The 21,218-nt window shown below is 71.5% G+C and carries 19 protein-coding genes; 6 read left to right on the forward strand and 13 right to left on the reverse strand.

The annotated features are described in order from the left end of the window. Positions 1-15: 15 nt before the first annotated feature. Positions 16-657: a histidine phosphatase family protein gene (locus IC605_RS00715; RefSeq protein WP_216317680.1), complete on the forward strand. Its 642-nt coding sequence runs from the start codon at positions 16-18 to the stop codon at positions 655-657. A 106-nt stretch (positions 658-763) separates the two neighbouring features. Here the strand turns inward: IC605_RS00715 and IC605_RS00720 are convergent, their stop codons facing one another. The 7 genes from IC605_RS00720 to IC605_RS00750 all read right to left on the reverse strand — a co-directional run bounded on the left by IC605_RS00720 (position 764) and on the right by IC605_RS00750 (position 8,524). Continuing rightward, positions 764-1,975, reverse strand: a complete 1,212-nt coding sequence (locus tag IC605_RS00720) for a Gfo/Idh/MocA family protein (RefSeq protein ID WP_343216454.1) — start codon at positions 1,973-1,975, stop codon at positions 764-766. Further along, on the reverse strand, positions 1,972-2,976 hold the full coding sequence (locus IC605_RS00725) for a dipeptide epimerase (protein WP_343216455.1): 1,005 nt from the start codon (positions 2,974-2,976) through the stop codon (positions 1,972-1,974). The genes IC605_RS00720 and IC605_RS00725 overlap by 4 nt, the downstream gene beginning before the upstream one ends. Continuing rightward, positions 2,973-3,863, reverse strand: coding sequence for a C40 family peptidase (locus IC605_RS00730; protein WP_216317684.1), 891 nt, complete (start codon positions 3,861-3,863; stop codon positions 2,973-2,975). The genes IC605_RS00725 and IC605_RS00730 overlap by 4 nt, the downstream gene beginning before the upstream one ends. After that, positions 3,860-4,822, reverse strand: coding sequence for a dipeptidase (locus IC605_RS00735; protein ID WP_425514208.1), 963 nt, complete (start codon positions 4,820-4,822; stop codon positions 3,860-3,862). The genes IC605_RS00730 and IC605_RS00735 overlap by 4 nt, the downstream gene beginning before the upstream one ends. 199 nt (positions 4,823-5,021) lie before the next feature. Then, entirely contained in the window at positions 5,022-6,767 is a 1,746-nt protein-coding gene (aspS, locus tag IC605_RS00740) for an aspartate--tRNA ligase (RefSeq protein WP_216317686.1), read from the reverse strand. Continuing rightward, on the reverse strand, positions 6,764-8,056 hold the full coding sequence (gene hisS, locus IC605_RS00745; protein WP_216317687.1) for a histidine--tRNA ligase: 1,293 nt from the start codon (positions 8,054-8,056) through the stop codon (positions 6,764-6,766). The genes aspS and hisS overlap by 4 nt, the downstream gene beginning before the upstream one ends. 99 nt (positions 8,057-8,155) lie before the next feature. Further along, a complete protein-coding gene (locus tag IC605_RS00750) occupies positions 8,156-8,524 on the reverse strand; it encodes an IPT/TIG domain-containing protein (RefSeq protein WP_216317688.1) in 369 nt (122 codons plus the stop codon). 37 nt (positions 8,525-8,561) lie between these two features. Here IC605_RS00750 and IC605_RS00755 point away from each other — a divergent pair, with 37 nt between their 5' ends. Then, positions 8,562-9,536: a diacylglycerol/lipid kinase family protein gene (locus IC605_RS00755; protein WP_216317689.1), complete on the forward strand. Its 975-nt coding sequence runs from the start codon at positions 8,562-8,564 to the stop codon at positions 9,534-9,536. Positions 9,537-9,552: 16 nt separating this feature from the next. On the opposite strand, the gene IC605_RS00760 is transcribed toward IC605_RS00755, so the two are convergent. Beyond that, entirely contained in the window at positions 9,553-10,593 is a 1,041-nt protein-coding gene (locus IC605_RS00760) for a tyrosine-type recombinase/integrase (RefSeq protein WP_216317691.1), read from the reverse strand. Positions 10,594-11,194: 601 nt separating this feature from the next. Between IC605_RS00760 and IC605_RS00765 the strand changes: the two genes are divergently transcribed. The 3 genes from IC605_RS00765 (at position 11,195) to IC605_RS00775 (ending at position 15,422) form a co-directional block, all read left to right on the forward strand. Beyond that, positions 11,195-12,385, forward strand: coding sequence for a sugar ABC transporter substrate-binding protein (locus IC605_RS00765; RefSeq protein WP_216317692.1), 1,191 nt, complete (start codon positions 11,195-11,197; stop codon positions 12,383-12,385). An 84-nt stretch (positions 12,386-12,469) separates the two neighbouring features. Continuing rightward, entirely contained in the window at positions 12,470-13,879 is a 1,410-nt protein-coding gene (locus tag IC605_RS00770) for an ABC transporter permease subunit (protein ID WP_216317694.1), read from the forward strand. Between the two features lie 139 nt (positions 13,880-14,018). After that, positions 14,019-15,422: a sugar ABC transporter permease gene (locus IC605_RS00775; protein WP_216317696.1), complete on the forward strand. Its 1,404-nt coding sequence runs from the start codon at positions 14,019-14,021 to the stop codon at positions 15,420-15,422. Between the two features lie 72 nt (positions 15,423-15,494). Here IC605_RS00775 and lnt read toward each other — a convergent pair whose 3' ends face one another. Next, complete coding sequence (gene lnt, locus IC605_RS00780; RefSeq protein ID WP_216317698.1) at positions 15,495-16,928, reverse strand: apolipoprotein N-acyltransferase; 1,434 nt, start codon at positions 16,926-16,928, stop codon at positions 15,495-15,497. 76 nt (positions 16,929-17,004) lie between these two features. Here lnt and IC605_RS00785 point away from each other — a divergent pair, with 76 nt between their 5' ends. Next, a complete protein-coding gene (locus IC605_RS00785) occupies positions 17,005-17,709 on the forward strand; it encodes a metallophosphoesterase family protein (protein WP_216317700.1) in 705 nt (234 codons plus the stop codon). 45 nt (positions 17,710-17,754) lie between these two features. On the opposite strand, the gene IC605_RS00790 is transcribed toward IC605_RS00785, so the two are convergent. From IC605_RS00790 to pdxT, 4 genes are all read right to left on the reverse strand, one after another. Further along, positions 17,755-18,903 (reverse strand): alanine--glyoxylate aminotransferase family protein, encoded by a 1,149-nt coding sequence (locus IC605_RS00790; protein ID WP_216317702.1) that lies wholly within the window; start codon positions 18,901-18,903, stop codon positions 17,755-17,757. A gap of 99 nt (positions 18,904-19,002) precedes the next feature. Further along, positions 19,003-19,749 carry an alpha/beta fold hydrolase gene (locus IC605_RS00795; RefSeq protein WP_216317704.1) on the reverse strand — a complete coding sequence of 249 codons (747 nt, stop codon included), beginning with the start codon at positions 19,747-19,749 and terminating at the stop codon, positions 19,003-19,005. Continuing rightward, positions 19,746-20,522: an alpha/beta fold hydrolase gene (locus IC605_RS00800; RefSeq protein ID WP_216317706.1), complete on the reverse strand. Its 777-nt coding sequence runs from the start codon at positions 20,520-20,522 to the stop codon at positions 19,746-19,748. The genes IC605_RS00795 and IC605_RS00800 overlap by 4 nt, the downstream gene beginning before the upstream one ends. Positions 20,523-20,538: 16 nt before the next feature. Further along, positions 20,539-21,141: a pyridoxal 5'-phosphate synthase glutaminase subunit PdxT gene (gene pdxT, locus IC605_RS00805; protein ID WP_216317708.1), complete on the reverse strand. Its 603-nt coding sequence runs from the start codon at positions 21,139-21,141 to the stop codon at positions 20,539-20,541. Between the last annotated feature and the right edge of the window lie 77 nt (positions 21,142-21,218).

Below are 21,218 nucleotides of genomic sequence, written 5' to 3' on the forward strand. Positions count from 1 at the left end.
CGCTAGCCTGCCCCCATGCCCCCCGCCCGTCTCTTCCTCGTCCGCCACGCCCGGACCGCCGCGAACGTCTCCTGCATCCTGCGGGGTCCCACCGGCGCAGATGACCCCCTCGACCCGCTGGGGGAGACCCAGGCCCGCCTCGTCGCCGCCCACCTCGCCGCCCTGCACCTGCCCACCCCGCGCGTCTACGCCAGCCCCTACCGCCGCGCCCGCCAGACCGCCCAGCCTATCGCCGACGCCCTCGGCGTCCCCGTCACCGTCCTCGAAGGCGTCCACGAGATCGACCCCGGCGAGTGGGTGGGCCGCCCCTACGCCGACCTCCGCACCCACGCCCACACCCTGCGAAGGGAGGACGGCACCCTGGGCTTCCCCGGCGGCGAGAGCCTGGAGGAGGTCGGTGAGCGCTTCCGCCGCGCCCTGAACCGCTTACCCCCAGGCGAGACCCCCATCGTCGTCTCCCACGGCGGGGCGCTGACCGCCGTTCTCGCCAGCCTCCTCGGCCTTCCCATCGCCGACGCCTGGGCCCAGCCCCGCTTCGCCCACCCCAACGCCGCCCTCACCGAACTCGAACGAGGGGGAGAGGACTGGCACCCCGTGCGCCTGGCCGACGCGGCCCACCTGAATGGGATGGAGAAGACGCTCCCCGAAATAAATTAATACGAATTTAGGCTCATCTTTAGGCTTATCTCAAGACTCCGCCGACCCCTCTCGCCCGGCCCCCACCGCAAGCCGCCCGGCCCGTTCAACCCACCGACGTTTCCAGTCACGTCCCCACCCCCTCCACCGTCCCTCCCAGCCGCGCCCGCTCCGCCGCAAAGGCCAGCCGGTGCGAGTCGAGCGACTCCGCGAGTGGCGTGGGCACCCCCGCCTCCCCGCGCAGGGACGCCAGCCACCCCGCGACCAGCGCCGTGTCGCCGCCCCCGTGGTTGCCGCCCACGTCCACCGTGATCCGCTCCACCTCGCCCGTGCGGAAGCTGTGGACCTCGATCTCGCCGCGCTCCATCTGCGCCCGCAGCTCGCCGTGGGTGCCCAGCAGCCGCAGCGTCCGGGTGTTGTTGTGGGTAAAGGCACTCACCGTCAGCCCCGCGGTCACCCCGTTTCCGAACACGGCGGTCACCGTCTGGTGGCTCACCACGTCGTTGTCCGCGTGATACACGCAGCGCCCGTAGGGACCCGCCGACAGCGCCTCGGAGAGCGACACGCCCCCCGCCGTCAGCACGGTGACGGGCCAGCGGGCCGGATCCCTCGTCCCGTAGATCACCCGCGCGTCGTAGGGGCAGTCCACCACCGGGCAGGTCACGCAGCGGCCCTGGGCCCCCGGCGGCGCCTCCTCCGGGCGAAAGTGGACGAGGGCCCCCTCGCTGCTCACCCGCACGGGCGGGGCCCCCGCGAACCACCGCAGCAGGTCGAGGTCGTGGCACGCCTTGGCGAGCACGAAGGGCGCGGCGGGTGGGCTGGCGCGCCAGTTCCCCCGCACGTACGAGTGCGCGTAGTGCCAGTACGCCACATTCTCCGCGTGCGTGATCCCCACCAGCCGCCCCAGCCGTCCCGAGTCGAGCACCGCCCGGACCCCCCGGAAAAAGGGAGTCGCCCGCAACACGTGGCAGACGGTGACCCGGCCCCGCGAGGCCGCCTCCGCCGCGAGGAGCACGTCCAGGTCACGCTCCTCCAGGCACACCGGCTTTTCGAGCAGCACGTCGTACCCGAGGGCGAGGGCGCGCAGACACGGCCCCACGTGCGCGTCGTCCGGCGTGGCGATCACGACGGCATCCGCCACCCGGCCGAGGGCGAAGAAAGCCTCCACACTCTGAAAACACGCCTCCGGCCCCAGCCCGTGCCGCGCGGCGACCTCCACGAGCCGGGCCGGCCGGGGGTCGACGAGGTGGGTCACCCGCGCCCCCTGCGCCGCCAGGTGCCGGGCATACACGTCCGCGCCGCGGTTGCCGCAGCCCAGGACGGCGAAGGTCACGCTCACCGCCACTCCACCCCCCAGCCGACGCCCGTGGGCCGTGCCAGTCGCCCCGCCTGCCATTCCAGCCCCGTGAAGGGATCGTCCCCCAGCAGCAGCGCCCCGTCGAGGTCCGCCCCGTCGCACAGGCCAGCCAGATGCGCCGCCGCGATCCCGCGGCTGCTCTCGATCATGCAGCCCATCATCGCGCCCGGGCCAGCCGCACGGCCTCCAGCGCCCGCAGCGGCCCCCCCCAGCTTGGCGAGCTTGAGGTTCACCCCGTCAAAGGCCCCCGCCAGCCGGGGCACGTCGGGGACGCGGTGCAAGCTCTCGTCCGCCGCGAGGGGAAGGGAGCTCAGGCGCCGCAACTCCGCGTGCCCCTCCAGGTCCCCCGCCGCCAGGGGCTGCTCAAGCAGCTCCACCCGCGCGGCGTCCAGCACCCCCAGCATCCGTCGCACCTGGGGCCGGGTCCACGCCGCGTTCGCGTCCACCCGCAGGGCCACCCCGGGCGCCTCCTCCCGCAGCGCCTCCAAGATCGCCTCGTCCTCGTTCGTCCCCAGCTTCACCTTCAGGACACCGTGCCCGCGCGCTACCGCCTCGCGGGCCTCCCGGCGCATGTCCTCCAGCGGGCCGAGGCCCACCGTGAAGCTGCTTTCCAGAATCGGCGCGGGCGAGAGCCCCAGCCGCCGCCACACCGGCACCCCCGCCGAAGACGCCGCCCACTCCACGGCCGCCGTCTCCAGCGCACACTTCACGCTGGGGTGCCCTCCCGGCATCCGCGCGCCCAGCCTTTCTTGCAGCCCGTCCCAGTCCCAGCCGTCCGTCAGTGCGCCGGCCAGCAGCGGCAGCACCGCCGCCACCGTCGCGACCGTCTCGCCGTAGTACGCGTTCGGCGCCGCCTCCCCCCGGCCCGTCACCCCCCCCGATTCGAAGGTCACGAAGGTGCGCGGGTACGTAGAGTGCGTCCAGCGCGCGATCCCGAAAGGCCGCGCCGTGTGCAGCTCCAGCGTCTCCCGGCGGACGCTCACGGCCCCCACCGCCCGAAGCCCGTGACCTCCCGCGCCAGCCGCTCCCCGTACTCGCCCTCCTGAAGCGTCTCCACGCTCACCCGCATCCGGGTCGCGTTCGCGTGGACCATCCGGCGACTGTCAAGCATCACCCCCACGTGCCCCGGGAAAAAGGCGAGGTCGCCCCGCTCCGGCACCCCGACCGCCTCCAGCGCCGCCTGCTGCTGGTCGGCGTCACGCGGCAGGGCCCGGCCCAGCGCCGCGTACGTCAGTTGCGTCAGCCCCGAGCAGTCCAGCCCCCACGCGCTGCGCCCGCCCCAGACGTAGGGCGTCTCCAGCAACCGCAGCGCGAAATCCGCCGCGTCCGCCACAGGGGCAGGGGAGAGCACCCCCTCCCCCACCCAGGCCTCCCCCCCGTCCGGCAGCCACACCGGCACCCAGCGCCGCCCCCCCTCGGTCACGACCTCCCCCGGCCTGCGCCCCAGCCGTGCCCCGAGGCAGAGTTCCGCGACCACCGCCCGGCTCACCCGCGGCCCCGCGAAGGCGTGTCCCCGCAGCGCCGCGACGGTCAGCGCCTCCCCGGGCGGCGGGGTGAAGGTCAGCCCCGCCACCTGCGCCCAGCCCAGGTACCCGTCGTGCCGGGTGCGGACCCACGCCCAGCCGCCTTCCCGCACCTCGACGACCTCCAACACCTCGCCGGGCAGCGCCTCGGTGACCTGCGGGGCGTCCGCCCCCGGGCGGGCCCGCAGGCTCAGCCGGGCCCGCCCCACCCAGCCGGCCCTCGGCGTGAGGTAGCGCCAGCCCTCGCCCGTCAGCCGCCCGCGCAGCGCCTCCTCGGCGAGCCGCCTTGCCGGGTCGAAGGCGTGCAGGCGCGGGTCGAGGCCGGGGATCACGGGCGGGGTGCTCATCGTGCCCCAAGGAAGCGCGTCAGCCAGCGCCGCCAGTTCTCCCCGGCCACCCCCGCACGGTGCTCCGGCGGCAGGAGGTCGAGGAAGCGCGGCACGTCCCGGTAGCGTTCGATCTCCAACGGGGCCTTTTCCTGCCCGAAGCCCCCGTCGAGATCGGTGCCCAGCCCCACCTGCTCCCAGCCGACCAGCTCGGCGTAGTGCCGCGCGTGCCCGGCCAGCTCGGAGAGCGGCACCCGCGCCTGCCCGAGGTCCCACCCCGCCCGCAGGAAGGTGCTCAGGAACACCAGCCCGATCACGCCCCCGGACGCGGCCACCGCCCGCGCCATCTCGTCCGTGAGGTGCCGGTTGCCGGGCACGACAGCGCGGCTGTTCGCGTGGGTGGCGAGCAGGCGGGGCCCCAGCTCGGCCGCCTCCCAGAACGCCGCGTCGTCGAGGTGCGAGGCGTCGAGCGCCACCCCCAGCTCGCGCATCGCCGTCACCAGCTCGCGCCCCGCCCCCGTCAGGGGCCCCGGCGCGTCCGTTCCCCCCGCGTAGCGCGTGCGCCCCCACGCCGGACCCACCACCCGCACCCCCGCGCCCACCCAGAAGGCCAGGTCGTCCGCGTCCCGCACCGGATCGGCCCCCTCCATCAGCAACACCACCCCGAGCGCCTCCGACCCTCCGGCGAGATGGTCCTCCACCTCGCGCCCCGCCCGCAGCAGCCGCACGCACCCCGCGTCCTCCCAGCGCCGGTACCGATCCAGTTGCGCCAGGGCCTGCGCGCGGGCCCCCGCGTGGTCCGTGTACCCCCCCGGACTCCCCGAACCGTGCGGCCGCGCGAAGAGCGTCCCGAAGCACACCCGCACTCCCGCCGCCCTCAACTCCCCGAAGGTCACCGTCGCCGTCTGCCCCGCCACCGGGTCCCGCCCCCGCAGCGTCTCCAGGCCCAGCGTCAGGTCCCGCCCCGCCTCCGCATTCATCGCCAGGTCGAGGTGCCCGTCGATCAGGAAAGCGGGCGGCGTCAACCCCCACCCCCCGACACCGCGCCCCCTCGCCTCATCCCGCGATTGTACGGGCCCGCCCCCCGCCGCGGCCACATCCAGGGGTCAGGCTCTTCACAAGCGATCCCTTCATGAACCGTTTCACTCCTGCCGAGCCCGCGCACCCTCCCGGCCCTGCTCACTCCGCGCCAGGGACGACCTCGACGCCCACCTCGGCGAGCTGGCGCGGATCGACGGGGGAGGGGGCGAGGGCCATCAGGTCGGCGCCGCGGTTGTTCTTGGGAAAGGCGATGACCTCGCGGATGCTCGTGGCCCCGGCCATCACCATCACGAGGCGGTCGAAACCCCAGGCGATGCCGCCGTGGGGGGGCGTGCCGTACCCGAGCGCGTCGAGGAAAAACCCGAACTTCTCGCGGGCTTCTTCCCGGGAGAGGCCGATGGCCGCGAACATCCTCGACTGCACCGCCGGGTCGTGGATCCGAATGGAACCCCCGCCCACCTCGTACCCGTTGAGCACGAGGTCGTACGCCTGCGCCCGGATCTCGCTCTGCCGCCCGGTGCCGAAGAGGTCCAGGTCCTCCGGGTGGGGCGCCGTGAAGGGGTGGTGCATGTAGGTCCAACTCCCGCGCTCCTCGTCCCATTCAAGCTGCGGAAAGTCGAGCACCCACGAGACGTGGAACGGCGGCCCCGAAGCCGCCAGATCGAACAGCTCCCCCAGCGCCAGCCGCACCGCCCCCAGCGCCGTCACCGCCCGCTTCCACTCGCCCGCCGCGAAGAGGAGGGTGCCGCCGGGCTCCACCCCGGTCCGGGCCAGCAACTCGCCCGCCCGCTCCCCCACGAAGCGGCTGATCCCCCCCGTGAAGCCGTCCCCTTCCCGGCGCACCCACGCCAGCCCCCCGGCCCCGTTCTGCCGCGCCACCCGCTCCAGCTCGTCGAGCTGCCTGCGGGTGAGTGCGGGCGCGGCCAGAACCTTCACGCTCCCCGCGCCCGCAAAGGCCCCGAACTCCCCCCCCCGGAAGAGGTCGGTCACGTCCACGAACTCCAGGCCGAAGCGCAGGTCCGGCTTGTCCGAGCCGTAGCGGTCCATCGCCTCCCGGTACGACAGGCGGGGGAAGGGGAGCGGCAGCTCCACCCCCAGCACGTCGCGGAAGACCGAGGCCATCAGGCGCTCCTGCAATTCCAGCACGTCCTCCTGGGTGACGAAACTCAGCTCCATATCGAGCTGGGTGAAGTCGGGCTGACGGTCGGCGCGCAGGTCCTCGTCGCGGAAGCAGCGGGCGAGCTGGTAGTACCGGTCTATTCCCGAAATCATCAGCAGTTGCTTGAACAGTTGCGGTGATTGAGGCAGCGCGTAGAACTCGCCCGGGTTCTGCCGCGAGGGCACCAGGAAGTCGCGGGCCCCCTCCGGCGTCGAGCGGGTCAGCATCGGCGTCTCCACCTGCACGAAGCCCTCGGCGTGCAGGAAGCGGGTCACCGCCGCCACCGCGTCCGAGCGCAGCCGCAGGTGGCGCTGCATCTCCGGGCGGCGGAGGTCGAGGTAGCGGTACCTCAGGCGCAGGTCCTCGGCGACGGGCACCTGTGAGCCTTCCACCGGAAAGGGAGGCGTGGCCGCCCGGCTCAGGATGCGAAGGTCCGAGGGAACGACTTCAATCCTGCCGGTCGGGTAGGCGTCCGTCCGCTGGCCCTCGCCCCGCGCGCGGACGAGCCCGGTCACCTCGATGACGTACTCGCTCCGCAGTTCACCCGCCGTTTCATACGTGGGGTTGTCCGACTCGACGGTGAGCTGGGCGATCCCGCTGCGGTCCCGCAAGATGACGAAATACTGCTGCGGGAAATCCCTGACCCGACTCACCCACCCCTGCAAGGTGACCGTCTGTCCCAGATTCCCCTCGCTGAGCTCGCCGACGTAACAGGTGCGTTTCATGCTTGCTCCAGAAGAAAGGTCCGTAATTCCGACACCGACACCGCGCGCTGCGCTCCGGTCGCCAGGCTCTTGACGTTCAGCACGCCCCCCGCGGCCTCCTCGCTGCCGATCACGGCAGCATACCGGGCGCGGCGGCGGTCGGCCTCCCGGAAGGCATTGCCCGGCTTCAGCGCCCGGTAGGCGAACTCCACCCGGGCGGCAGAGCGGGCCTCCAGCGCGATCCTCGCCGCCAGCCCCACGTTCTCCTCGTCCAGCGCGGCCAGGAAGAGCGCGGGGCCCTCCGGTGCGGGAAGCTGGACCCCCTCCGCCTCCAGCGCGAGGAGCAGCCGCTCGATCCCAAAGGCCCAGCCGATCCCCGGCACCTCCGCGCCCCCGAGCTGCGCCGCGAGCCCGTCGTAGCGCCCGCCCCCGCCCAGCGCCGACTTCGCCCCGACGCCCTCGTGGTGCAGCTCCCAGGCGGTGCGGCGGTAGTAGTCGAGCCCGCGCACGATGGACGGGTCGAGGTCGAAGGGCACTCCCCAGTCCGAGAGGTACCCCTGCACCGCCCCGAAGTGCGCCCGCGCCTCCTCGCCCAGGAAGTCGAGCATCGGCCGCACCCCGAGTTCGGCGATGAGGGCCTGATCCCCCGCGCTCTTGGAATCCAGAATCCGCATCGGATTGCGGCCCAGGCGGTCCTTGCTGTCGTCCGAGAGCCTGTCCACGTGTGCGGCAAGGAGTTCTTGCAGGTAGGTGTTATACGTCTCTCTGTCCGCCGGGTCGCCGATGGAGCCGAGCTTGACCCGCACGCCCGAGAGTCCCAGCTCCCGCACGACCTCCCACATCAGCCAGATCGACTCCGCGTCTATGAGCGGGTCCTTTGATCCCAGCACCTCGTAATCGACCTGGTGGAACTGGCGGAGCCTGCCCTTCTGCACGTTCTCGGCGCGGAACATCGGCCCGTGGGTCCAGAGCTTGAGGGGCGCCGGAAGCTGCCTCAGTCCGTTTTGCAGGTACGCCCGCACGATGCTCGCCGTCCCCTCGGGCCGCAGGACGTATCCGCCGTGATCCCCAAAGTAGTACACGGTGAACATCTCCTTGCGGACGATATCGGTCGAGCCTCCCACCCCCCGCCGCACGAGTTCGGCCTCCTCGAAGAGGGGCGTCGCGATGAATTCTGCCCCCGCCCGCTCCATCACGCGCCGGGCCGTGTCCTGCACGAATGCAAAGGCCGAGGCCTTGACGTCGAGGCTGAGTTTGGGAGAACCCTCCGGGAGGTGGTCCTGGGTGCCTTTGGGGCGTTGGAGCGCCATAACCCCGGGAGTGTAGCAGCCGGCGACCAGCTTCCAGCCGCCAACACAGGAGCACTGCCCCAGCGAAGGCCGGGGCAGTGCTCCTGTGCTGGCGGTGCTCTACTGTCTTACGCTGTACGGCAACCCGGTCGATTGCTTTCCACTGACCTCCACGAACAGCCACGAGCCGCCGACTGGCGCGTCTGCCGGGATGGTCAGCACGATCTCGCCGTCGGTCCACGACCGCACAGCGGAAGCAGGGAAGAGGTAGCCGCCCTGCCCTGAGGCGTCGGCGCCCAAGCGGACCCGGCCGCTGGCGGGGCCCCCGAGGTACCGGCCCTGCACGGTGAGGGTGCCCCCCCGTGCAGCGGGCTCGGAGAGCTTGATGAGGACGGGTGTGACCGTCACACCCACGGCCACCGAGGAGCGCGGCGCGCACGATGCCAGCGCACCCGCGAACAGTAAAGAAGCAAAGAAGAAACGCACCATAGCCTGGCCTCCGTGGGGGCAGTCTAATGAGCCCCAAATGACGGGTCAAACCACCCCCCCCAGTGCCGAGCCCGGTTCGGCCCCTCTCGCTGCCCTGGCCGGCAAGCGGGTCCTGCTTGTCTTCAACCCCAGGAGCGGCCAGGGCGAGAGCACCCTCCCCGACTTCATCACCCGGCTGGGGGAGGGGGGCGCCCTGGTCACCGCCCGCGAACTCACCCAGGGCACGCCCCTCGCCGAAGCCATCACCGACCTCACCGACTTCGATGTCCTCGTTGCGGCGGGCGGTGACGGCACGGTCAGTGCGCTCGCCTACGCCGCGCGGTACAGGGACGTGCCGGTGCTCGCGTACCCGGCGGGCACGGCGAACCTGATCGCGCAAAACCTCGACCTGCCCCGCGACCCTGCCGCGCTCGCCGCCGTCGTCGCGGGTGGGAACGCCGTGCGGGTGGACCTCGGCGAGGTGGAGGTGCAGGGCGAGAAGAGCGGGTTTGCCATGCTGGCGGGAGCGGGCGCCGACGCCGCGATGATCCGCGACTCGGAAGAACTCAAGGAGAAGTACGGCGCGATGGCCTACGTCCTGAGCGCCATGCGGCAGATCAATCCCAAGAAGACCACCTTCAGGCTCGTCATCGACGGCACCGAGCGCTCCTTTGAGGGCATCGGCGTGATGGTCGCCAACTTTGGCATGGCGAACTACCGCCTGCCCATCACCAGCGACATCAGCCCCTCGGACGGCAAATTCACGGTGGTCCTGATGAAGGCCGGAAACATCCTGCGGCTCTTGCCCAACCTGCTCGACTCCGTCCGGGTCAAGCTCAACCTGGGTGACCCGGTGTTCAGCGGCAACCTCGAAACCCTGGAGGCCAAGCAGGTCTCCGTCGAGGCCGATGACCCCTTTCCCCTCCAGTACGACGGCGAGCTGCACGTCGAGACCACCCCCTTCACCGCCCGCATCCTGCCCGGCGCCGTCCGCTTCCTGACCCCCGCCCGCCGCAAGGACCTCGACACCTGAGCCGGGACCTGCCTCCTCACCGCTCGTCCTCCTCGACCTTCTCGAGGGCCTCGCGCCGGATGTCCTGGTCCATCTTGGCGTAGATGGCGCTGGTCGTGACATTGGCGTGGCCCAGGATGTCCGACACGACGTGCAGGTCGCGGGTGGCGCGGTACAGCCGCGTGCCCGCCGTGCGCCGGAGCGTGTGCACGCCGAACATGTCCGGGGGCAGGCCAGCCACCGCCAGGTAGCCGTTGACAATTTCCCGCAGGCCCCGCACGCTGAGGCGGCGCCCGAAGCGGGAGGGCCGGAAGGACACGAGCAGGCTGGGTTCGTCGTCCCGCAGCTCGCCCCGGACGCGCAGCGCCTCGCGCGCCCGCAACCAGTGGGCGAACACCTGCGCGGCCGAACGGGTGACCGGGACCCGCCTGGCCCGACCGCCCTTGCCGTGCCGCACATGCACCTCGCCCAGCCCGAGGTCCACGTCGGAGACGTCGAGCCCCACGATCTCGCTCGCCCGCAGCCCCAGCGTGGCCCCAAGGGTCAGAATGACGCTGTCCCGCCGCCCGACCTCATCATCCCCGTGCAGCTCGCCGGGCAGGGCGAACAGGCGCCTCAGTTGCGGGGTCCCCACGGCCCGTTTTTTCGCGTGGGCGGGCGTCGCCTCATGGGGCGCCCTGACGCCCTGGGCCGGGTCCTGCGCCAGCGCCCCCGCCCACACCAGGGCCCGGAACAGGGCCCGCACCCCGTACAGGTAGGTGCGTACGCTTCCCACCTCCAGTCCGCGCCCGCGCAACCCGATCAGGTAGCGTTCGATCACCTCGGCGTCAAGCTGGTTCAGCGCGTGCCTCGGCGCCTCGGGTGGCCCGACGAACCCCAGGAAGTCGCGCACGGCCAGCCGGTACCCCCGCAGCGTGGCCGCACTCACCACCCCGGCCTTGCGGCTCTTGAGGCGCAGGTAATACTCGAGCAACTCGCCCAGCATCTGGGCGTCCTGCCCGTGTGCCGCCCGCAGCGCCTCCCGCCGACGGTTCTCCGGCGCACTCCACCGCGAACTCAAAACGATGTCGGTGCTCATGTGCCCCAGGTTACCCTATTGCCGTTTAGAACAGTAAGCGGCAGTAAATGAAGTCCATCGTTCATCCCCGGCTAGCAGCGCTTCCGCAATCAAGGAACGGGCATCAGGAGCGTACTCTCTAGCGCCAGGTAGCACCGATGGAGCAGCCTCAACCTCTCGACTCGCCACACCGAGCAGCACCAGGGCTGAGGCCGGAGCTTTGGCCTCCGGTCGCGTCCTGCCAATGGACAGTGGATGGGCTTATGCCACAGCAAGCTGGGCCTGAGTGAGTGCTGGCTTGGGTTGGAAAGCTGCTCTGTCGTGGCCGGGCTCAGGCTGCTGTGCCCCGGATGACGACATGGAGCGGTCGTGTGCTCGACAACTCACCAGGAAGACAACCTGAGCGTATTAATTATATATCACTGAACGCGGTCATCCCTCTCGGTAGGTCACCCGGTTGGGCCAAAATTCAAGACTTGCTCAAGGCGATGGTCGGATGTGCCGCCTTTTGCGGGGTGCGGAGATGAAAGGATGAGCTGAAGATCCGTTCTATCCGGGACCAACCGAGGGGGTCCCGAGTTCGCCGCCCGGGGCCTGCTCCGGCGTGGTATCAAGGAGTCCTATGAAAAAAATGCTGTTACCGGTGTTGACGTTGGCCTTGTGTGGGAGCGCTTCCGCCGCGACCCTGACGCTGTGGACTTCCTTCGAGTCGCCGGGGGAGTTGAGCTGGATCCGGTCGCAGGCGGCCGCGTACGAGAAGCAGAGCGGGAACAAGGTCACGGTGGTGAACGTTCCCTTCGCGCAGACGCAGGACAAGTTTATCCAGAGCGCGCCCAAGGGGCAGGGCCCGGACCTGATTGCCACCGAGCCGCATGACCGGTTGGGGCGCTACGCGGCCTCGGGCGTGATCGAGCCGCTCGACCGCTACGTCACCTCGAAGACCGATTACGACAAGACGGCGCTGAACGCCTTTACCTACCGGGGCAAGCTGTTCGGGCTGCCGCTGAATGCAGAGGCGGTCGCGCTGGTGTACAACAAGAAGCTGGTGTCCAAGGCGCCGGCCACCTGGGCGGAACTGCTCAAGGCCGCGCAGGCGAATACCGGGAACGGCAAGTTCGGGCTGCTGTTTGACATCGCCGAGCCGTACAAGAGCTACGGCTTCGTGAGCGCGTACGGCGGGTACGTCTTCAAGAACAACGGCGGAACGCTGAACCTCAAGGATATCGGGCTGGACAATGCTGGAACGGCCAAGGCGCTGGGGTTCCTCAACGACCTGCGCTACAAGTACAACCTCGTGCCGGAGGGCGTGAGCCAGGACGCGGCGAAGAGCGCCTTTGTGGACGGCCGCTCGGCGATGTTCTACACCGGGCCGTGGGACATGGGGGACATCAAGAAGGCGGGGATCGACTACGGGATCGCCAACTTCCCCACGCCTCCGGGTGCGGCCGGCAAGTGGAGCCCCTTCGTGGGGGTGCGGGCGGTGCTCGTCAACGCGTACAGCAAGAACAAGACGGCGGCGGTGGCGCTCGCGCGGCAGCTCACCAGCCCCGACGCGCAGCTCGCCTACAACAAGGCGGGCGGGGCGATTCCGGCAAGTCTCTCGGCGAGAGGCCGCCTGAAGAGCGACCCGGTGGTCACGGGCTTCGGCCGGGCGATCAGCGCGGGCAGCGCCATGCCGAACATCTCGGAGATGGGCGCGGTGTGGGGTCCCTGGACGGCGGCGACGGCGCAGGCGGTGCAAAAGCCGGGGCAGAACTACGCCGGGCTGCTCCAGAAGGCCGTGGCCGAGATCGAGTCGAACATCAACAAGTAAGGGGCGAAGCGGCCTGAGCAGAGCGGACGGGAAACGGGTGTCTCCCGTCCGCTGCTTTCCTTCCTGTCCTGAAGGAGCAAGACCATGACCGTGACCCTGAAGTCGGCCCCCGCGCGCCGCAGCAGCACCCCCCCGGACGGGACGGGCGGCGTGCTGCTGGCGGTGCTGGTCCTCGCCCTGCTGCTGGGAGGTGCGGCGCTGGTCGGCTGGGGGCTGTCCACCCTGACCGCCCGCGTGGTGCCCGGCGCACCCCCCTACCTGATCCTGGTGTACACCCTGGCGGCGCTCGTGATTGGGATGCCGCTCCTGGCCCGCGCGCTGCCCTGGATCACCAACTGGTTTTACCTCTTTCCGGCGCTGGTCTTTCTGGCGGCCTTCACGGTGCTGCCGGTCGTGCTGACGGTGAATTACGCCTTTACGAACTACAGCGGCGAGAACAGCGGCAACCCCGACTCGGCGGTGCGGACCCAGGCGCGGCTGAGCCCGGACCGCCGGGTGGTCACGCTGGCCGAGACACCCGAGGCGGATTCGGTGGCAGAGTACCTGCGGTGCCGCACGCCGAGCTGCGCGGGCGACACCATCGTGCTGTTTGACGAGACGGCCTCGGTGCCGGTGCGGGCGTTGGTGGCGGGAGTCCAGGGGAAGACGGTGACGCTCTCTGCCGCGGCACCCGCGGGCCTGGACGTGGCGAACGCGACCCGGCTCAACCGCTACGAGTACGTGGGGCTGGCGAATTTTCAGGAGATTTTTGCCAAGGCGAGCACGGCGCTGATTCCAGTCTTCGTGTGGACGGTGGTGTTCGCGTTTTCCACGGTGGTGCTCAATGCCGTCGCCGGGCTGATCCTGGGCATCCTGCTGTACAACAAGCGGCTCAAGGGCCGGAACATCTACCGGACGCTGCTCTTCTTGCCGTGGGCGATCCCGACGGTGATCAGCGTGCAGATGTGGGTGGCCCTTTTTAATCAGCAGTTCGGGATCGTGAACAAGACGCTGGGGCTGCTGGGGCTGACGGCGGTGCCGTGGCTGGGCGATCCGCTGTGGGCGAAGATCAGCGTGCTGCTGGTAAACCTGTGGCTGGGGTTTCCCTACATGATGACGGCGACGATCAGCGCGCTGTCGACCATCAACGAGGACCTGTACGAGGCGGCGAGCATCGACGGGGCGAGCCGCTGGCAGCAGGTCACGAACATCACGCTGCCGCTCTTGCGGACGTCGTTCACGCCGATCTTGCTGTCGGCCTTCGCTTTCAACTTCAACAACTTCGGGATCATCTATCTGCTCACCCAGGGTGGGCCCCCGGAGGAGGGGCGCGAGAGCACGGCGCAGAGCACCGACATCTTGCTGTCGTGGGGGTACAACACGGCGTTCGCGTCCTCGGGGGGGCAGAATTACGCGCTGGCCAGCGCGATTGCGCTGATCATCTTTTTCCTGACGCTGGCGATCTCGGTCGTGAACTTCCGCGCCGCAGGCGTGTTCCAGGAGGCCCGCAAGTGACCCGTCCGTGCGGTGCGCCGAGGACGAACCCGGGCGAAACGGGAGGCGCCAAAGACCGGCTGGCCGTGGATGTTCTGGCACCCGGGCAAGTCGGTCTGGGCCGCTTCCCCACGTTCCCGTTCTCCCAGGAGGTGTGCCCATGACCGCCACTCCGACACCCGGCGCCGGGCCGGGCCGTTCATCCCAGGCCGCCCTGCCCCCCGGCGGGTACGTTCACCACGAGCCGGGGCCGCTGAGGCGGGCGCTGCCGTGGCTGGTCGCCGCCGCCATCGTGGTCGGCCTGGGGGTCCTGGGGTATTTCCTGGCGCGAAATATGCAGGGGCGCCCCCGCAGCTTCACGATCTACTTCGTGGAGGGGGGCTGGCGAAGCTTCCTGCTGTTCCTGCTCGCGGCGAGCGGGCTGCTGGCGCTGACCAGCCTGGTCGGGCAGCGGATCGGGATGGCGCGGACGGGGAGGAAGGTCAGCTACGCGGCGGTGCTGGGTGACCAGCTCACGCACCTCTTTTTGATGCTGATCGTTCTCATCGCGGTTTACCCGATCTTCTACGTGCTGCTGGCGGCCTTCGACCCGCGCAACAGCCTCTTCGCCTTTCCGGATTTCAGCAACCCCAATCTCTTTTACCGAACGGGGCTGTTGCCCAACCTGGGTGTCCTGAGCCTGGAGAACTTCCGGCGGCTTTTCGACGGGGTGGTCATTCCGGGGTGGCAACTGGTGCTGTTCGTGATCGGCGGGGCGGCGCTGGCGGCGCTGCTGGGGCTGACGCTGGCGGGGCGCACGGCGGGGGACTCGCCTGCCCTGGACCGGGGCCGCACCTGGATGATGCGGGTGCTGATCGTGGCGCTGGCCGTGCTGGTGATCTTCATGACGCCCGCGCAGTTCACCGGGCCGGGCAACGAGAGCAAGTTCTTGCTGTCGGTCCGCAACACCCTGCTGGTGTCGGGGATCACCGGGGTGCTGGCGATCTTGCTCTCGACCTCCGCCGGGTACGCGATGGCGCGGCTGCGCTTTCCCGGGCGCTTCCAGACGCTGTTGTTTTTCATCTTCATCCAGATGTTCCCGGTCTTCCTCGCGCTGGTGGCCGTGTATACCCTGATGGTGCTGCTGGGGCTGAACAACACCTTCACGGGGCTGATCCTGGCGTACTCGGGGGGCGCCATCGCCTTCAACACCTGGATTTTCAAGGGGTACGTGGAGTCGCTGCCCGAGTCGCTGGAGGAGGCGGCGATGGTGGACGGGGCGACCCGCTGGCAGACCTTCCTGCGGGTGGTGCTGCCGCTCTCCGGGGGGATTCTGGTGTTTATCTTCCTCAACCAGTTCATCGGCACGTACGCGGAGTTCATCCTGGCGAACGTGCTGCTGACCGGGGTGGAGAAGTGGACGGTGGGCGTGATGCTGCTGAGCTTCACGAGCGCGCAGTTCGCGACGAAGTGGGGCATCTTCGCCGCCGCCGCGACCCTGGGGGCGCTGCCGATCATCGCCCTGTTCTACGGCTTCCAGCGCTACTTCGTGGGCGGGGCCGTGGCGGGCGGCGTCAAGGAGTGAGGGGGGTCGGGTAGGCCAGCCGTTGCGGGAGGGTGCGGGGTCCACGGTGGCCGCCGCACCCTCTTTGTGTGGCTACTCGGCCCGGTCGAGCCGCCGGGCAAAGACCAGCATCAGGGCGGCGAGGAGGAGGGCGGGGAGGTCGCCGAGGCGGACGTAGGGGGTCTCCCCGGTCAGCAGGCGGGGGCGGGCGTGCAGGACACCCTCCCCCCGGGTGAGGAGCTGGACGGGCTGGCCGAGGTCGTCGACGGAGGCGGCGACGCCCTGGTTGACGCTGCGGACGAGCCAGCGGCGGGTCTCGATGGCGCGGACGCGGCCCATCTGGAAGTGCTGCTCGACGCCCCAGCCGTCGTACCAGCCGTCGTTGCTGACGTTGACGAGGAGCGCGGCGCCCCGGGCGGTGAGCTGTCTGGAGACCCAGGGGAAGACGCTGTCGTAGCACACGTAGGCGCCGTACAGGGCCCCGTTCAGCCGCAGGGGGGTGAGGGTCCGGGCGGGGGTGAACCCGCCCAGCTCGAAGCCGACCGCCTGCTCGATCACCCGGTAGGCGGGTCTGAGGGCCCCGTAGAGGGGGAAATACTCTCCGAACGGCACCAGGCGGGCCTTGCGGCCCAGGCTGAGCACCCGCCCGGCAGCGTCGGTGCTGACCACCGCGTTTTGCCGGGGCTGGAAGGTGCCCAGGCCGCTGATGCCGGGGCCGGGGAACTCCGGGAGCCGCTCGGGCACCCCGGGGCGGGTGAGCGCGGTCTCGCTCCAGACGACGATCTCGCCGGGCCGCCGCGCCGTGCTCAGGTCCCGCTGCACCTCGACCTGCGCCTGCGGGCTGAGCTGCCGGGTGGCCCGCCCGAAGGAGTCGAACTCGGTCCGCAGCAGCAGCGTGGGCTGCGTGGGCCCCGGGCCCGGCACCCGCGTGACCCCGTACGCCAGGGCCGCGACCCACAGGGCCGACATCAGGACGAGGGGGGGCCGTCTCCCCCACCAGAAGGAGACGAGGGCGGCGGCGGTGGCGGCGACGAGCACGCTGCCGAGCAAGACCCCCCCGAGGTCGGCGATCTGGATGGCGGGGGTGGGAAGCAGGCTGTACCCGAGGGTCGGCCAGGGAAAGGCGAGCGGCCCGAGGAAGCGCAGCCATTCGAGCAGGACCCAGCCGCCCGCGAGGGCCCAGACCCGCGCCTCGCGGGTGCGGACCAGCCGGGCGGCGAGGAACGCCATGACGGCGAGGAAGGCTCCCTCCAGGGCGAAGAGCAAAAAGGCGAGGACGCCCAGGACCGGGGTGCCGAAGAGCTTGGCGAGGAAGGCGGTGAGCCACCACAGGTGCACGGCGCTGTAGGCCGCGCCCGCCCACCACATCCTCCCCGCGAGGCGGCGGGGGGCGTCCTCCCCCGTCACGAAGACGAGGAGGAGGGCGAGGGGGAGGTACGAGAGAAAGCTCCACGGGAGGGGCAGGGCACAGGCGGCGAGGAGGGCGCCCGCGAGGAGGCCGAGCAGGGGGGCGGGGAGGGGCGGCACCGGGCCATGATAGGGGCCGGGGCACGCGGAAAAGTTCGCGCACGGGGCCGGGGCTTTGCCCTAGGATGGGGGCACTTTGCGACTGGCTTTTCTCAGTGACCTGCACGGCAACATCCACGCGCTGACGGCGGTGAAGCGCTTTCTGGCCGACCATCCCGTCCACGAGGTGATCGTGGTGGGGGACCTGGTGGGGTACGGGGCGAGCCCGGGGCCGGTGATCGACCTCGTGCGGCGGGAGGGCTGGCAGGTGGGGCTGGGGGGCAGCGACATGCGGGTGGCGCTCGAACTCGGCGAGAGCAGCGGGCGCGGCGGGGTGGCCGAGCAGGTGCTGTCGTGGACGCGGCGGGTGCTCTCGCCGGGGCAGCTCGAATTCCTGCGAAGGTTGCCGCCGGGCGGGCGCCTCACGACCCCGGCGGGGCGGGTGCGCTTTTTCCACGGCGGGCCGCACGACCCGGCGGGGAGGGTCGACCTGATGGCGCCCGAGCGCGAGCTGGAGGCGCTGGCCGACTCGCTGCGGGCGCGCCTGCTCGTGGTGGGGGGCTCACACGTGCCCTTCGTGCGGGTGGTGGGCGAGACGACCTTCGTGGACCCCGGCAGCGTGGGCCTGAGCCTCAACCACGAGCCCGGGGCCGACGTGGCGCTCGTGGACGTCTCGGGCCGCCGCCCCGCCGTGACTTTGCACAAGGTGCCCTACGACTTCGCCTCGTCCGCCTTCGACATCATGGCCTGGAACCTGCCGCCGGTGATCGCGGACGTGATCCGGACGGGGCGGATGGGGTGACGGGCGTGTGGCGTGTGGAGCAGACCCTCTCCACGCCACACGCGCCTAAGCCGGAACGGCCCCCAGCGCCTCCTCGAAGCGGTCCGCGAGGCCCCGTTCGCCCAGCAGGCTCTCCAGGGCGAGCATCAGGGCGCGGTAGGGGGCGGGGCGGGCGGCCTCGCCCATCAGGCCGAGTCTCCAGATCTGGCCCGCCGTGGGGCCCAGTCCGCCGGTGACGCTGATCTCGCGTGTCCTCAGGGCCGCGCGCACGTCCGCGTCGTCGAGGCCGGGCGGCAGCCGCAGGGCGAGGACGGTGGGGAGCCGGGCGGCAGGGTCCCCGACGTAGTGGGTGAAGCCCAGGGGGGCGAGGGCGAGGGCGACCGCCTGGCCCAGGAGGCGCACGCGGGTCTGGCGGGCTTCGAGGCCCTCCTCCAGGGCGGCCCCGAGGGCGGCGTGGAAGGCGTAGTGGAGGTTGACGGGGACGGTGTGGTGGTAGGTGTGGCGGTCCCAGTAGTCGCGCAGGCCCTCGAAGTCGCAGTACCACAGCGGCGCGGGGGTGCGGCGGGCGTGGAAGCGGGCGAAGGCGCGTTCGCTGATGGCGACGGGGGCGAGGCCGGGGGGGGCCGAGAGGCACTTCTGCGCGCCGGTGTAGGCGTAGTCCACCCCCCACCGGGCCATGTGGAAGGGCTCCATCCCGGCGGTGGTCACCGCGTCCACGGTCAGGAGCGCCCCGCTCTCCCGCACCAGCCGGGCGATCTCGGGCACCGGGTTGAGCACCCCCGTGCTCGTCTCGCCGTGCACGACCGCGACCATCCCCACCCCGTCCAGGTGCGCGGCCACGTCGGCGGGGTCGATGGCCTCGCCGAGGGGGGCGGTCACGAGCCGCACCCGCGCCCCGTAGCGGGCGGCCATCTCCGCCATCCGGTGCCCGAAGGAGCCGTTGGCGCACACCAGCACCTCGTCCCCGGCCTCGACGAGGTTGGCGAAACCCGCCTCCATCCCCAGGCTGCCGGTGCCCGCGAGCAGGGCGGTGAAGGTCTGCGGCCCGGTGCCGTACATCACCCGCAGGTCCCCCTGAATCTCGCGGTTGAGCGCGAAGACCTCGGGGTCCATGTGCCCCAGCATCCCGCGCAGCAGCGCCCGCTGCGCCCGGGGGTGGATCGGCGTGGGACCGGGCGTCAGCAGGATGTGGCCGTCGTGGCTCTCCTCGAACATGACACGGAGTCTACCGCCCGCCGCGGAGGTTGAGCAACGCGGTTGCTCAGGTGGGCTGGACAGGGGGACGGGACGCAACGCGATTGCGGCAGCGGGGGGTCAGCGGTTCACCCGGTGCAGGAAGGCGAGGGTGAGGCGGGCGACGGCGCGGGGGTGGGAGTCGGTGAGGGCGTGCGTCCCGCCGGGGACCACGCGCACGGCGGCGTGGGGAATGGCGCGGCGGATGGCGCGGACGGTCCAGGAGCGGACGACGGGATCGGCGGTGCCGTCGAGGAGCAGGGTGGGCACCCGCACGTGGGGCAGGAGGGGGCCGGTTTCGTGCTCGCGCTGGTCGGCGGCGAGGCGGGTCATCAAGGCGGGGCCGCTGCGCAAGTAGGCGGCGAGGCCGGGGAGGATCAGCCCGGGGCGCTCGCGGGGCAAGTCGCGCGCGAGCCGCAGGAGTTGGAGGGGCACGCTGGGGTTCTCGGGGATGCCGGTGGGGGCGCAGGCGATCAGGGCACCCGGGAGACCGGGGAAGCGGGCGGCGAGGTCGAAGATCACCTCGCCGCCGACCGAGTGGCCCAGGAGGGGCGCGCCCCACAGGCCGCTTTCGTCCAGCCAGGCGGCGAGGTGCCCCGTGAGGTCCTCGATCCGGGCCGGGTAGCCCGGGGCGCCCTGGCTCAGGCCGTGGCCGGGCGGGTCGTAGGCGTAGACGGTGCGCTCGGGGGCGAGCTGGCGCGAGACGCGGGCGTACATCCACGAGGCGCAGCCCAGGCCGGGGACGATGACGAGGGGGGGCCCTTCGCCGCGCACCCGGGCATGGGTCCGCAGGCCGTGGACGCGGGTGAACAGTCGCCGCGCCTTCAAGCCTCCCCTGCCCTGTCTGCCCGCCCGCCCGCCGGTTCGTCCCCGGCGAGGAACTCGAGGACCAGGGCGTTGAACCGCGCCGGGGCGTCCACCATAACGACGTGCCCGGCGCGGGGAATCTCCTCGTAGCGGGCGCCGGGGATGGCGGCGGCGAGCGCCCGGCCGGTGCGGGGGGGCACGAGGGCGTCGCGCGCTCCCCAGACGACCAGGGTGCGGGCGGTGAGGCGCGGCAGGAGGTCGGACACGTTGTCGCCGAGGAGGTCGGTGGTGGACCGCCAGACGTTGACCGGCCCGGCGCGGGCGGCGTCGGCGAGGACGCGCGGCACGAAGGTGAGGCGGCCCGTGATCGCGGCGCGGGGAAGTTTCAGCGCCACCCGGTAGATGTTGCCGGTGAGCAGCCCGCTCGCGCAGGCGAGGACGAGGTTGCGGACCCGGCCACTTCTCTGGGCGGCGACGTGGGTGCAGATGTGGCCGCCCATCGAGTGGCCGATCAGAGTGACCCGCTCCAGGCCGAGGTCGTCGAGCCACCGGGCGATCAATGCGGCGGCGCCCTGCACGCCCAGGGCCCGCTGGCGGTAGGCCCGGCCGTAGCCGACGAGGTCGATCACGTAGACCCGGTATGACGCGGCGAGCGCGGGGACGTTGCGCCGCCACCACCGGCCCGACCCGCTCAGGCCGTGGACGAGGACGATGGGGTCGCCCTCGCCGGTCACGTGGTAGGAGAGGCGCGAGGGTCCGGCCCGGTATTCCTGCGCTTGCACGCGCCCGAGCATAGCGCCCGGGCCGAGGTCAGTGGGGGGCCGTCTCCTTCACCGAGCGCAGGAAGAGCCGGTGCAGCCGGTCGTCGGGCGTGAGTTCCGGGTGGAAGGCGGAGGCGAGCACGCGGCCCTGGCGCGCGAGGACGGCCCGCCCGCCGTACTCGGCGAGGACCTCCACCCCCGGTCCGGGGCGCTCGATCACGGGCGCGCGGATGAAGACGGCGGGAAAGGGGGTGTCCAGGCCGCGGACGTCCAGCGGCACCCGGAAGGAGTCGGCCTGCCGCCCGAAGGCGTTGCGCCGGGCGGCGGCGTCGAGCAGCCCCAGGCTCTCCTGGTGGCCGAACTGGGGCGGGGCTCCCTTCACTTCGCGCGCGAGCAGGATCAGCCCCGCGCAACTGCCCCACAGGGCGCCGCCCGAGGCGTGAAAGGCGCGGACGGGCTCCCACAGCCCCGCCGCCGTCATCAGCCGGGCGATGGTGGTGCTCTCGCCGCCGGGCAGGACCAGACCGCCCAGGTCCATCAGGTCGGCGGGGAGGCGGACCTCGCGGACCCGTGCCCCGAGGGCTTCGAGGCGCAGGCGGTGTTCGCGGAAGGCCCCCTGGAGGGCGAGGACGCCGAGGTGTGGCTGAGGCATGACGGGGGCTCCGGGGCGGGGGTGGGGGCGGGCGACCGGCCTGGGGGTTTCTCCGGGAGGGCTGGACGCCCGATTGC

It is taken from the genome of Deinococcus aestuarii (genome assembly GCF_018863415.1).
Classification (GTDB): domain Bacteria; phylum Deinococcota; class Deinococci; order Deinococcales; family Deinococcaceae; genus Deinococcus; species Deinococcus aestuarii.